This is a genomic window from Laedolimicola sp. (genome assembly GCF_051972735.1).
In the GTDB taxonomy this organism is placed as follows: Bacteria; Bacillota; Clostridia; order Lachnospirales; family Lachnospiraceae; genus Laedolimicola; species Laedolimicola intestinihominis.
On record NZ_JBOKYU010000006.1, the window covers coordinates 1 to 14,642 of the forward strand.

At 34.9% G+C, this 14,642-nt stretch carries 13 protein-coding genes; all 13 read right to left on the bottom strand.

The annotated features are described in order from the left end of the window. The coding region (locus tag ACTRC3_RS02890; protein ID WP_440321434.1) for a lipopolysaccharide biosynthesis protein at window positions 1-1,456 on the bottom strand (1,456 nt) is incomplete at its 3' end. A 5-nt stretch (window positions 1,457-1,461) separates the two neighbouring features. Then, window positions 1,462-2,673, bottom strand: coding sequence for a glycosyltransferase (locus tag ACTRC3_RS02895; RefSeq protein ID WP_440321436.1), 1,212 nt, complete (start codon window positions 2,671-2,673; stop codon window positions 1,462-1,464). A gap of 1 nt (window position 2,674) precedes the next feature. Further along, window positions 2,675-3,607 carry a hypothetical protein gene (locus ACTRC3_RS02900; protein WP_440321438.1) on the bottom strand — a complete coding sequence of 311 codons (933 nt, stop codon included), beginning with the start codon at window positions 3,605-3,607 and terminating at the stop codon, window positions 2,675-2,677. Beyond that, window positions 3,604-4,500: an ATP-grasp fold amidoligase family protein gene (locus ACTRC3_RS02905; protein WP_440321439.1), complete on the bottom strand. Its 897-nt coding sequence runs from the start codon at window positions 4,498-4,500 to the stop codon at window positions 3,604-3,606. The genes ACTRC3_RS02900 and ACTRC3_RS02905 overlap by 4 nt, the downstream gene beginning before the upstream one ends. 54 nt (window positions 4,501-4,554) lie before the next feature. Then, window positions 4,555-5,766 (bottom strand): O-antigen ligase family protein, encoded by a 1,212-nt coding sequence (locus ACTRC3_RS02910; RefSeq protein WP_440321440.1) that lies wholly within the window; start codon window positions 5,764-5,766, stop codon window positions 4,555-4,557. Between the two features lie 37 nt (window positions 5,767-5,803). Continuing rightward, on the bottom strand, window positions 5,804-6,715 hold the full coding sequence (locus ACTRC3_RS02915; protein WP_440321441.1) for a glycosyltransferase family 2 protein: 912 nt from the start codon (window positions 6,713-6,715) through the stop codon (window positions 5,804-5,806). Window positions 6,716-6,815: 100 nt separating this feature from the next. Continuing rightward, window positions 6,816-7,901 carry a Gfo/Idh/MocA family protein gene (locus ACTRC3_RS02920; protein ID WP_440321442.1) on the bottom strand — a complete coding sequence of 362 codons (1,086 nt, stop codon included), beginning with the start codon at window positions 7,899-7,901 and terminating at the stop codon, window positions 6,816-6,818. A 3-nt stretch (window positions 7,902-7,904) separates the two neighbouring features. After that, entirely contained in the window at window positions 7,905-9,086 is a 1,182-nt protein-coding gene (locus ACTRC3_RS02925; protein ID WP_440321443.1) for a DegT/DnrJ/EryC1/StrS family aminotransferase, read from the bottom strand. Between the two features lie 15 nt (window positions 9,087-9,101). Continuing rightward, complete coding sequence (locus tag ACTRC3_RS02930; protein ID WP_440321444.1) at window positions 9,102-10,337, bottom strand: nucleotide sugar dehydrogenase; 1,236 nt, start codon at window positions 10,335-10,337, stop codon at window positions 9,102-9,104. 46 nt (window positions 10,338-10,383) lie between these two features. Beyond that, complete coding sequence (locus ACTRC3_RS02935) at window positions 10,384-11,226, bottom strand: glycosyltransferase (protein ID WP_440321445.1); 843 nt, start codon at window positions 11,224-11,226, stop codon at window positions 10,384-10,386. Continuing rightward, on the bottom strand, window positions 11,213-12,079 hold the full coding sequence (locus ACTRC3_RS02940) for a sugar transferase (protein WP_440321447.1): 867 nt from the start codon (window positions 12,077-12,079) through the stop codon (window positions 11,213-11,215). The genes ACTRC3_RS02935 and ACTRC3_RS02940 overlap by 14 nt, the downstream gene beginning before the upstream one ends. A gap of 1 nt (window position 12,080) precedes the next feature. Further along, window positions 12,081-12,437, bottom strand: coding sequence for a VOC family protein (locus ACTRC3_RS02945; protein WP_440321449.1), 357 nt, complete (start codon window positions 12,435-12,437; stop codon window positions 12,081-12,083). Between the two features lie 15 nt (window positions 12,438-12,452). Beyond that, window positions 12,453-14,411, bottom strand: coding sequence for a polysaccharide biosynthesis protein (locus tag ACTRC3_RS02950; RefSeq protein ID WP_440321450.1), 1,959 nt, complete (start codon window positions 14,409-14,411; stop codon window positions 12,453-12,455). Window positions 14,412-14,642: the final 231 nt, after the last annotated feature.

The following is a 14,642-nucleotide window of genomic DNA, read 5'->3' on the forward strand; positions in this document are numbered from 1 at the left end:
AAATAATGACAAACAAAACATTAGGTATAACAACACAAATTACTACTTTAAAAACGAAATTCAAACCACCTTCTCCTATCATATTGCATATAATCAAAACTAATGCACAAGCACAAGCAGTACACATTGCATGTACCATTTGAATTTGCAGGTCTTCAAACATATCCCTTTTGAAATAATGTTTAAATAAAATATAGGCTCCCCATATAAAATTAATACCAACTAAAGTAATAATTGTAGCAAGAATTACACCATGTAATCCCCACATCTTCACCATAACAAAGTTCAAAACAATGTTTGCAATAGCTTCTACAACTGGACGAACTCTATCTTCCCACCATAAGCCGGCAGCAGTTCGATATACAAAAACGATGTCTCCCATCGTTTGAGCGTAGAAATATACACAAAAGAGAATTGCCATTGTCAAATCTAACACAAGCACTTTGCCAACCCATATTTGCATGAAGGATTGAATTAATCCTAAAATACATGTCGCACATACACCAGCCGCCCACATATATCCAAAAAGGAATTTCCTAAAATCTAAATAATTATTGTCGGCACTTTTTGCAACAATACTATCGCCAATACTAGCCGTAACTGCATTACTAATAACTGCAAGGACACCTAAGACTGAGCTTATAATCATAAAATAATTTTGATATTGAGTAAGAACTACCAAACCTAAAAATGCTGAAATGATAATACTATCGAAAGATGTTCTTGTTGTACTTGAAAGCTTATAAAGCATGATGCCAATAACACGCTTTTTAATCTTACCCTTTAGCTCTTTTCCTACTTCTCCCTTACAAATAATATTCGGAAAAAGCTTTTTAGAAACTTTTTCATAGGCTAAATTCATTGCCAGTGTTGTCAATGGCAACATAACGGCATATAGATAAAAACTTTTGGTCAGGACTAGAACAATTATTTGTGTACTATAAAGCACTAGATTACATACTAAACCAATAATACTTATCTTATCACTTCTTTGGTATGCAGTTAGCAACGATGATTTATAGGCAAATAGGAAATAACTTAAAACTGTATTAGCTAAATAAATGCCATACAATATATAAATATTAATATCAGCCGGTACATCACCACTAATAAAGTTATGTAAAAATGGTATAAGCATGATACCAATTGTTAAAATAATTAATCCGATATATCTATATATTTTCTTATAAAAATTTAACAAAGCGCAAACTGTAATATTGTCATTTTCATGAATTGGCTCATACATACAATACACCATTGCATTACTAAACCCTAATTCTGCTAATGAAAGCATTGTTAGAACAGAAGTAAACAATCCACTCAGACCTGTATACTCAGCCCCTAATTTATAAATGAGAACCGTTCTGACAATAAAGGGCATAATAATAATTGCAATCTTATTTATAACCGCCCATATGATGTTCCTGATAGATTTTTTGGTTCTTGATTCCTGCAAGCATTTCACCTCCGCGAGATAACATCAAGCATCATCTTCTCCATCTTTCTATTTTGATAAGTTCGAGAATACTTAGCTACATCAATATTGGGATCCAATGACGAATACTTATTTTTAATAATATCATTTATCGCTGCATCAACCTCTTCGGCGGTTTCACAAATATAGCCATGTTCAAATTTAGAAACCAGTTTTGCTAATGGAATATCTTTAGGTGCAGCAGCTATGATAGGTTTGTTCCAATAAATATAATCATATATTTTTGTGCCCACATCGTCAGGGCTTGTATCTTCAACTACAAAGAAATCGGATGCTCCAAGAATTGCCATTCCTTCAGCATACTCTTTTAAACCTACTTTTTCAAAAGTATCCGGATCAATATTATATTTTTCTAATGCTGCATCAATATAATCAAAATTACGTCCTATATGACGTAGTTTTATATCAATACCTGATTTTCTCTGTTTATTAATCCCCACAAGCAATGCCTCTGCACGGCTACGACTATAATACATAAATTTTCCAAAGACAGCACCAACGATACCTTTCTGTTTCTCTTTAGGTACAATTTTGCTCAATTTGATATCATCAAATCCATTAGTACATATAATACATTTCTCATCTGGTATTTTATAGGCTTCCTGCATTTTTTCTTTGTCAATAGGGCTTACACAAATTACTCCATCTGCATTAATGACGGCTTTTTTCTCTCTAGAAAACACTTTTTGCTGATACCAATGAAGAATAAACTTTTTCCACCAAATCGAGTTTATTTTATCTCCTTCGTTACCCAACTTTGGTCTATAATTAAGAGCTCCTAAATCCCTAAAATCCAATACATACTTTAATCCATGTTTTAATTTAATATATGGCATTGCTTCTAACGAAAAATAAGGGCCACAAGTGACAAATGCAATGTCAAAATCACTTAAATCTACAGATGAGCAAAGGAATTTCTTCATTTTTTTTCCAAATCTCAAGTCATCAAAAATAGGAATTTTTCCATTTTCAAAATTTATACCAATTATCTTCACACCATCAGGTATTGTTGAACTTAATTCATCTTCTTTATACATAGTTAATAATTTATCTTTTGACCAACATACCACGGTAACTTGATGACCTTGCTGTATTAAATAAGTAGTCAAACTAACCATTCGTACAGATGGCACTTCTGAACTTGGAGCATAAAATGGTGCAATAACTAATACTTTCATTTTAATTTGATCCCTCTTTATTCCATTCTTCTATTAATCTCTTCTTTGCTTCAGGATAATATTCCATGATACTGGTAAATTGTTTCCAAAAAAGTTTTTCCCCATTATCATTAATAGATGATAAGGATTTTTCTTGACTACCGTTGATGTAATATAAGGCAGTACAACTGTGTTTAACTACATTACACCGTTTCCCATTCAATATTGCCATAACCCAAAACCATATGTCATCATTTGTAGGCGTTAATTTCATAAATAAATCTTCCCTACATATATCTTTATATAATGAATTCGGTGGATATAAAGTTCCACTACCACCAGTTAATTTATGTAAAAATGATGGATGGTTATATATCTCATATCCACCAGGAATTGTCTTAAACTCTCCATTCTCCAAATAAAATTTTGTTACACGATGACAGTGTATGTTCAATGGATCTCTTTTATATGCTCTAAATAATCGTTCTATCATTTTCGGATGATAAAATATATCATCATCTGCAGTAATAATATACGAATTGGGATATTCTTTTATTGTCGGGATCAATTTTTTATATGATCTAATATCATTACACCAAGAAATTGTAAGGCCATACCTTTGCAGTTTTAATAAACTATCTGGTAAATCATTTTCTTTATTTGGAAACTGTTCTATCGCAAGCCATAAAATAATCTTATCAGGTTTGAGTGACTGCACCAATAAAGTTTTTACTACCCAATGAACATTTTCTATTCGAGCAGGGAAAGTAGTCAATGAAACAATTATAGGAATCTTTCTTTCTGGTGTATTAATTCCCACATATTCTTTTTTTTTCGCTAAACGTTCCCATCTATTACGACAATACGGCTCTACTAATGGACTTATTATTCTATCTTTTAACAACTTTAATGTTCTCGTAGCACCTACTTTTTTTATCTTTTCAATTTTATTCATCTTCTTATACCACTTAAATTGATCATTTCTCCTAACATGGCGTTATATTCTTTTGGAAACCATTTACAATACCCTCCAGCTGATGCTAATGTCACCTCACCAAATTTAATATTTCCATTATTCAAGATATAAAAATCAACTCGTACAATCTCGAAATCTTTAGCTATTTTCTCTGAAATTTCAATTAATTCTTTCAAGCAATTTGGTTTTTCAACATGTTCTTCCATTTGAGGATAGCTATATGTAAATGGCTGTTTTTCCCACTCTGTGTTATAGAATGCCATTTTTAATCCATTTTTTCTATCACATAAATACATAATGTATTTTGCTTTACCATTAAAACAGAAGACCTTATAATCATATAAATCTCCGACCTCGTTTTCCAAATATTGTTCAGCAATTATTCGAGGTTTTATTTTCTCATAATGCTGCTCTCCTGTATAATATGCATAGTTAGTTTTATACCATTTCTTAAATTTCGTCCTTGCATTATGTACATCAAATTTCGATTTATCATTAACAACAATATTACATCCACATCCGTGAGTGGCTTTTAATACAAATTTTTCAGGAAGTTGATCAAAATTAATTTGTTCAAAATCATCCCACACGCCTAATAATGGAATTAAATACTCTTCTCCAATTGTATTTTTAATCCATTCCCGAACTTCATACTTATCAGCCAATTTTGTTTTTATAGGTCTCTGATCGTTTAGCTTAAGCCATTGTATCTTTTCATTAAAAGTTCTAGGATTTTTTAAATCTATGTTTTCTCCTAATTCAATTTTCATTGTTAATCTAATCAAATTAGGCCATGTAGATTTAGGAAAATTTTTAAACATAAAATATTTGAGCGGCACGTATATCTTACCCAATATTCTTCTAACACTCATTAAATCATTTCCTTTCTTTTGTACTTATCATATAGCAATTATCCCACAAAAAATTTATGAACATTCTTGATATTTAATACAATCTTTTCTTTTCCATACAAATCCTATTAATGCAAAGAAACACGCATTCTCTATATATGACGAAGAATATAGTAAAGGAAAAAAACCTATACCAACTAATAGAATTGCTATTTTTTGCGCATACAAATTTTTTTCCCTAATTAAATATCTAACTAAAAATATCACTAAAACAATTCCTAAAACAATTCCTAAAATCATGCCAAACTGTATCATAAATTCCAAAAAAATATTATGTGGGAAATTACTCACCATTGTTTGATCACGAACTAATGTATTTTTAGTTATCAAAACCCTATCATTACCAACTCCACATCCAATTAACATATGTTCTTTTGCATATTGAAAACAGTAATTATAAATTGAATCTCGAAACCTATCTGTAGTAAGTCCTGTTTTCGATATTTCTAACAGCATATCTATTCGCACATTATATAAAGCCAATTTATCAGCAATAAATATCGCAATTGTAACCACATGATTTACACAATACGCGATAGTCCCCAAAAAAGCAACAAACAGAGCAAATGCCCATCTCTTTAATCGTTTAATAAAAAAACACATTGCTACTATCATCGTCAACGCAACTGCTGCTAATGCGCCTGCTGTATCCGCTTGAACTACTAAGATACAAGCTAGAATCAGTCCGATAATATTTTTAATTCTATTTTTAATACCCTGAAATATTTCGATTGAATAAATTATAGCAGGGAATAACGCTGCATATCCTAATGTATGACTTGTTTCACTAAACAAATCAAGAACAAAACTATCAAGCATGGAAATGCCCAATATTATCCAAGAAAATTTATACAATGTTTCCCAGGCCAACTCATAGTTAGTAATTGAAAGACATATCATAAAAGCAATAATACAATAAGGGAACTGCTCTCCTAAAATTTTTTGAGTAATCGCACCATTTGAACAGGTAAACACTGGAAGAAACACCATCATCATTAAAAACAAAAGATGTTTAATTCTCAATGCTTTTCCTATATTTCCCAAAGTGTGAATAGCCACAAATATATAGCATCCAAACATTAGAACTGTATCTATATAATATGTATTTCCAATCACTAATCTCATAAGATTATTGAAAGTGAGCATAATCATATTAAAACCAAACACTAAACATAGCATATAAGCTTGGTACTGTTCAATTGTCGGTTTTTTGATATAGATGTGCATATCCTTTTACCTCTAATTTTCATAAAATATATAATAATTAAGCTTTAACTTTACTTCTTTTCCTATTTACGATTTTTTTGAGTTGATATAAAAATGCAGTTGGACATAACAGCAACTGAATTATATTCTTTGTTGCATCTACATATGAATGATTTTTAAGTTGAATATAACCAATTTCTGCCCGATGTAACGAAAAAACCACTCTTTTTTCTTGGGCCGTTAAAGTATTTAAAATGGGCTGAACCGATTCAAAAAACGCCTTCTTAGCATCAATAATTTTTTCAACATTTGGTCTGTTTTGCGCATCGCTTACATCACGGCAATGTAAAAGAGCATTCACTTGTTTCAATTTGAAATTATACGTAAAATTTACTAAGAGTTGCAGATCTTGATGCCGCAATAAAATAGGATCAAAATACCCCACATTATCCAAAGCAGTATGACGTAATAATAATGTTCCTGTTTCGTAATCTGCCATTAACATTAATACTTCTTTATACACATATCCTTCTTTATACATTGGCTGAATCATTATCAACTTGTCATTATTATATCTTTTAATTCTACAAGAAATTCCTCCCCACTCTGGTGGCAAGTTTTTAAGTTCTTCTATTTGCATCTGTAACTTATCAACTTCCCACCAATCATCATCATCTAAGAAGGCAATATACTCTCCCCTTGCAGCATTTATTCCAACATTTCTTGCCACTGCGCCATTAATATGTCTTTCTTGTAAAATCAAATAAAATCTAGGATCATTCTGATATTTTGCAACACGCTTTTTCAATAATGCTGTATAATCATCATTTGGCTCATTGTCATTAACTAACAAAAGTTCTAAATTTTGATATGACTGATTTAGAACACTGTCAATCGCCCTAATAAGCTTTTCTGATCTTTTGTAAGTTGGCATAATCACACTAACAAGGCCTTCAATATATTTTTCCACGCTATATCTCCTCAAAGCATATTAGTCTTCAATTACAAGAACACTTTGAATGTGATCCTGTAACTCATTATAAAAATTTTATTCGAATCTATTCCTTATTTTACAAACTACCTTCTCCAAACATCCCTGTTAGTTCTGTTGAGGCAAAATCACCCAAGGGTAATTTTACTGGCATTCTAGTCAGTTGACTCTTATAAATAGCTAATACTATTTCAAGTGCATTCCTACCTGCATAGCCATCAACGTATGGTTTTCTATTGCTTTTTATAGAATCAATTACATCTGCATAGAGACTAGTATGTCCATTGCCATATACATTAGAAGTTGCTTCCTGAAAACCTGCTTTTCCCCTATCATTTTCATCTGAATTAGCAAAATTCCAGACATCAATATTGTTACAAGAAGTACCGCCCAATTTAATTGTACCCGTCTCTCCAAATAGATACAATGTCTCTTCCAAGTTCTTGGGATATACATTAACAGTACCTTCAATTGTTCCGATGGCTCCATTTTTAAATTTAAGAACAGCCATACCGATATCCTCACATTCCAAATAACTATGGAACTGTTGCCTTGTAACTCCATACACTTCTTCAACTTCGTCTCCCATCATCCAACGCAAGAGATCTATTCCATGTATACACTGGTTCATAAGGGAGCCTCCATCAGAAGCCCATTTACCTCTCCAAGGTGCTTGCTCATAATATTCTTTATTTCTATTCCATCGAACATTAATTGAACCATGTGAAAGTTTTCCAAATCTTCCTTTTTCAACCGCACTTCTCATCTCTTGAACTGCTACGTTAAATCGATTCTGATGACATACTGCTAGTTTCACGTTTTTTTCTTCACTAGTTTTTATCATTTTTGTAGCATCTTGCATTGACATAGCCATTGGTTTTTCTACGATTACATTAATACCATGATTCATACAATACAATGCAATTTCGGCATGTACGCCACTGTCAGTAGCAATTGCAATTACCTCAATCTCGGGATGTTCCTCCAACATTTTTTTATAATCATTATACCTTTGCACATCTGTATCATATTCAGTTTTAGCCAATAGAATATTAATATGCTCAAAGTTAAGATCACATAATGCAACAAGTTCCAATCCATTATTTCTAAAAGCCTTAATATGATTAACTGCAATTCTTCCGCAGCCAATAAGTGCATATTTCATTTTTTAATCCTCCAATGCTTTTTTTACCTGCTCTATAATAAACGTTCTTTCTTCATCATACATTTCTGGAAATACTGGAATAGCAAAAGTAGTTTTACTAAGTTCCTCTGTTACAGGAAGATCTCCCACCTTATATCCAAGCGATGCAAAAGCTCCTTGAAGGTGAAGTGGAACAGGATAATATGTTCCACACGAAACACCATTTTCCTGTAATCTTTTCATAATAAGCTGTGCATTATTATGCTTAAGCGCATAGATATAATAAGAATGATATGTATTGTTTCCAGCAACAGGGGTTATGTATTCTGTATCTTTGAATGCCTCATCAAATAATTCTGCATTTCTTCTTCTCCCGTCAACAAATTCTTCCAGATGAACTAACTTTTTTCTCAAAATTGCTGCTTGAATTGCATCAAGTCTTGAATTATAACCAATCAAATAATTATAATATTTACTTTCTCCAACGGGCATATTTTCTGGAAACTTTTTGCCCTGTATACTATACTCTCTTTTTAATGTCCACAATCCATCTTTACCAGAACCATGGACTTTAAGTGATCTACACGCTCTAGCAATTTCCTCATTATCTGTGATAACCATTCCGCCATCACCATCACATCCAAGATTCTTTGTCGGGAAAAATGAAAAACAAGAAGCATCTCCTAGAATATTTTTTCTTTCCCCCTTATATCTAGTCCCTGCCGCCTGAGCACAATCCGTAATCAAATAGAGATTGTGTTTCTTACAGATATCTTTTATTGCATCCATGTCACAGGAATTTCCATAGAAATGAACCGGAAGTACTGCCTTTGTTTTTGAAGTTATTGCTGTCTCAATCAGCTTAGGATTCATACAATATGTATCTGTGCAAACGTCAATAAAAACTGGAGTTGCGCCAACTGCAGCAATACTTTCAGCTGTCGCAAAAAATGTCCAAGAAACAGTTATTACTTCATCTCCATGGCCTATGCCAAGAGCTCTTAATGCCAAAACTATTGCGTCTGTACCGTTTCCACACGAAATACCATATTTAGCTCCCTGATACCTTGCAAATTCTTCTTCAAAAGAAGATACTTCTGTACCACCTATATATCCACCACTTCTTAGCACCTTAATCGCTGCATCTTCATACTCCGCAGAATATGTTTCGTGCTGACGCTGTACATTCATAAGCTGAATTTTCATAATATAACCCTCCTATTAATCTCTTTTAAAAATATCTCTGGTATATACTTTTTCTACTACATCATCAAGGCAACTATCATACCTGTTCGCAATAATTGTCATAGATTCTACTTTAAATTTTTCTAAATCATTTACAATTTTACTTCCAAAAAATGTAGTACCATCTTCAAGTGTAGGCTCGTAAATAATGACGCTAGCGCCCTTCGCTTTAATCCGTTTCATTACACCCTGAATGGAAGACTGTCTAAAATTGTCAGAATTAGATTTCATTGTCAGCCGGTATACACCTATAGTTAATTCTCTTTCTTTCGTTAAATCATACTCGTAACTATCATCATATCCATAATATCCCGCCTTTGTAAGAACCTGATTTGCAATAAATTCTTTCCTAGTTCTATTACTTTCTACAATTGCCTGAATTAAATTTTCAGGGACATCCTGAAAATTAGCCAATAACTGTTTTGTATCTTTTGGTAAACAATAACCTCCATATCCAAATGAAGGATTATTATAATGGGAACCAATTCTAGGATCAAGACATACACCTGTAATTATATCCTGTGTATTTAATCCTTTTTTTTCTGCATAAGTATCAAGCTCATTAAAATAAGCTACACGAAGTGCAAGATATGTATTAGCAAATAACTTCACAGCTTCTGCCTCAGTAAATCCCATAAAAAGAGTTTCAATATTTTCTTTAAGAGCCCCTTCTTGAAGTAATGCCGCAAACTCATGTGCTTTTTCTACAGTTTCTTCATCACAAGATACAATGATTCTTGACGGATATAGATTGTCGTAAAGAGCCTTTGATTCTCGCAAAAATTCAGGACTAAAAATAATATTTTTTGTCTGATATTTTTCTCTCACATTTTTAGTATATCCAACTGGAATTGTAGATTTAATAATCATTGTTGCATCAGGATTTACTTTTAATACAAGTTCAATTACTGTCTCTACTGCAGAGCAATCGAAAAAATTCTTCTTACTGTCATAATTTGTAGGTGCTGCAATAACTATGAAGTCAGCATTTTTGTATGCTTCTTCGCCGTCAAGTGTTGCTGTAAGATCAAGCTTTTTTTCTGCGAGATATTTTTCGATATACTCATCTTGGATGGGAGACCTCTTATTATTAATAAGTTCTATCTTCTCCGGAATGATATCAACAGCTGTTACGTGATTATGCTGTGCAAGAAGTGTAGCAATAGAAAGTCCTACATATCCAGTTCCAGCAACTGCAATTCTTTTATTCATACGAATCTCCTATTCTATAATAATTAATTAATCACTAAATACTCATTTATTTTCTTAACAATTTTGAATACAAGTATTTCTTTAACCAAGAAGGTGTTTTTACGAATATATTAATGCTGAACATGTTGAGTATTGCTTCTTTTTTATTAATCATGCCAATCTCAAGCATGTAATCTTGTAATACTCTCCATCCAATTATTCTTTCTTTTGAGCCACGTTTTGAATCAAATCCATTGCCGACTCGAACATATACCAGTGATTCGTGAATATTTGCTAACTTGCACCCCGCTCCAATCATATGTAACCATAAATAATAATCTTCAAGAAGAAGTAATGTTTGGTAGCCACCGCACTTAAAAAGTGCATCTTTTTTCAAACAAACAGATACATGATTCATCGGATTACGCTTCTTGCCCATATTTACAATGTCTTTATGTTTTTCGGGGCACGAGCGAACCCTTTTATCTGGTTCATTTGGCGACTCATTAAATTCTGCTATATCAGTACCTAGTACATCTATATCCGGATGATTCTCCACGTATAGTATCTGATGTTCGAAACGATACGGATCGCTAATATCATCCGAATCCATGCGGAAAATATAATCACCAGTACAATGTTCCGAACCAATTTTAAGGGCTTCACCTAATCCACGATTCACTTCCTGCGGATAATACTTTACAACAGACTCTTTATCCTTTTTAAATGAATTTAGAACATCGTATAAACTCTCATTCAAAGGTCCATCAAAAACAATGACAATTTCATCCGGTTTCACTGTTTGTTTTTCATAGATACTCTCCAAAGCAAGCTTTAAAAATCCTGGATCGTCATTTTTATATACAGACATAAGTACAGAATAAGTATACTTTCGGCTATCGATTGTCATCAGATTTTTCTTTCCTTTCTATTTTTTTCATCTCACCTGTTCCACCTTCAACTACACTTTCATCTTTGCCAAACACATGCAGACTTCCCAAAAACACTTTTACATCCATCAAAAAACCGATATTTTTACAATACTCCCCATCCAATTTTGCTTTATCAGGAATTTCCAATTCATCACGTCCATTGATTTGTGCCCAACCAGTAAGTCCTGGTTTAAAATCATTTGCGCCATATTTATCTCTTTCTGCCGTTAAAAGATCCTGATTCCAAAGTCCCGGACGCGGGCCTATGACTGACATATTGCCAATAAAAATATCCCAAATCTGTGGCAATTCATCTAAGCTATGCACGCGCAGGAACTTTCCTACCTTTGTTATATACTGCTCTGGGTTCTCTAGCATATGTGTAGGTCTATCATGCGGAGTGCACATCTTCATACTTCTAAATTTGTGAAGCTTAAAATATTTTTTATTCTGTCCCATTCTCTTCTGGGTAAATAAAACAGGGCCCGGATCGTCGATTTTTATAGCCACACAAATTCCTAGTAATATTGGTGATAAAACTACTAATCCGCCAAAGGACAAAATAATATCCATTGTCCGTTTTACATACTTTTCATATACGCCAGCTATATAATCTGATTCTCCAATAGACTCCAAATGCCCCCGAACCCCATCTGCATTCTCTGTCTCATTTTCATTTTCTATAAAAACTACTTTTTTACCTTCTAACGGATTTTTTTGAGCAGGATCATTTTCAAAGCAACTGTCCTTCTTTTTTTTCTTACCAATTACTACAAGAATAATGAAAGCCATTCCCAGAACGGCTATTATAGCTTCTATAATTATCTTCAAATTAATCTTGCCCCTTTACTTTTTCTTTCAACTCAATTATTTGTCCGTCCGGGTCTTTAATAAATGCATATTTTCCACCGAACCAATCTGTTCCATCACGCTCGATTTCTAGATTCAAATCATCAATCGAATCTACTTCAAAAGCAATATGTCTCAAACCTTTAGTTTCAATCTCACTATTTCGTTCTGGATGGTTGGGATCAATAAATATTTCCAAGATAATACTGTTACACTTCATAAACACAACCACATCATAATTACGTTCAAATCGTTGTGCTTCTTTAAAGCCAAATCTCTCATAAAATCGAAGATTTTCCTCCGATGATATAATTAGTGCAATATGATCCAAACCAACCATAATACGCTGCTCCTCCTATGCCGGATGATAAGTAGTCACAACCCTCTGAACTCTCTCCCGCATATCCTCTTTATTTTTATAAGCCGCCTCCAGAAGCTCGTCCAGTTCTTTCAGGAACTCATCAATATCAAACGGAATCGGGCAGCCGATATGAATCAAATCATTCTGGGTCTTTTTCAGTCCCTCTTCTGCCATCAGGCGCTCCTCATAGAGTTTCTCACCCGGGCGAAGACCTGTGTAACTGATCTTGATATCCACATCCGGTTTGAAGCCGGACAGACGAATCAAGTTACGGGCCAGTGTGTCGATCTTGACAGGCTCGCCCATATCCAATACAAAAATTTCTCCGCCCCTGGCATAGGTTCCTGCCTGTAAAACCAGACTCACAGCCTCCGGAATCGTCATGAAGTAACGGATAATATCCGGATGGGTGACGGTCACGGGACCGCCTGCTTCGATCTGCTTCTTAAACAGCGGAATAACAGAGCCATTGCTTCCCAGGACATTGCCGAAACGGACGGCTACGAATTCAGTCTGGGTAGTCTTCAGGGCTTCTGTTACCTCCGGCGCTGTGATAACCTCGCCCATACCATGAGTGAAAAGCTGCGGAATCTCATCCGCTTTGCCCTCCTTAATCTTATGGTCAAAGGCCTGTATAATCATCTCGCAGAGACGCTTGGACGCACCCATGATATTAGTCGGATTTACAGCCTTGTCGGTACTGATTAGAACGAATCGCTTACAACCATGTGTCATGGCCGCATATGCGGTCTTGTAGGTACCCATGGCGTTATTCTTAATGGCCTCACAGGGACTGTCTTCCATCAGGGGCACATGCTTATGTGCCGCCGCATGGTAAACGATCTCCGGGTGGTACTGCTCAAATACCTGAAAGATCTTCCGGCTGTCCCGGACGGAACCAATGATGGTGTCCAGGTTCAGCTCCGGATATTTCTTCCGCAGCTCCTGCTGTATGTCATATGCATTATTTTCATAGATATCGAAAAGTATCAGATGCTTCGGATGATGCGACGCAATCTGCCGTGCCAGTTCGGAGCCAATGGAACCGACACCGGTCACCATGATAACCTTGCCGGTAATATACTTAAACACACCTTCCATATCGGTTTTAATCGGATCCCGGCCCAGCAGATCTTCGATCTGCACCGGCTTCATCTTGCTGACAGTCACCTCTCCGGTATACAGCTGATACATACCCGGCAGGTTCATCAACTCACAGGATGTCTCATTGCAGATGCGTAAAATATCGCGTTTATCCTCGGGCTTCGCGCTTGGAATTGCCACGTAGATCTTCTCAATGCCAAACTTTTCTACAGCCTCCATGATATGCTCTCTGCCACCGAAGACCGGCACATTATCAATATATCTTCCCCACTTATTTTCATTATCATCAATGAAGCAGTAGACCTTTTCGCTCGTCTCTTTCACATGCTTGATATCACGAAAAATCATCTGCCCTGCGCTTCCGGCTCCGATGAGCATGACGCGCTTCTCATACCCTGCATTTTTGGCCTTTCTGCCTCGCAGAAGCAGTACAAAGCGGTAAGCGAACCGGATTCCCAGTGTCAGGCCAAACTGCAGAAATACTCCAAATATAAAGTAGGAGATCGGCATACGCTTAACAAAAAGAAGCATAGCAGCCATATTTACAATGCCTGTGATAGCTGTAGCAAAAATGATCCGGATCAGCTCTGTGTAGCTGGCAAACCGCCAGATGCTCTTATACAAACGCAGTACCCAGAATACAAATACACAGAAAATCGCATAGATCAGAATCGTCTGATAGAACGGCTTCAGATATTCTCCGGGAATGCTCGCATATCTACAGTCAAACCGAATCCACAATGCTGCAAAATAAGATACGGTCACTGCAAGAAAATCATATATCATCAACAGCACCGTCACAATTTGCCAGTGCTCAATTTTTCGCTGTCTCTTTGCTTTTTCACTCATAACTTATCTCCCTGTACTGCCCTCATTTTTATCCGTAACTGGTGTTTTTTTGCAAAAATTTAGCCCGTGAATGTCTCTCCCTTACATCCACAGGCCTTTTCTCAAACCTTATTATCATGATTTTTCCTATCTGCTCCTCTATATAAGTACTCCTAAAAACCATCATAATGAGATTTGACTGAACCTGCAAAGGTTTTTTCATAGGAAAGGTTTCCCGGAATATTCATCTCA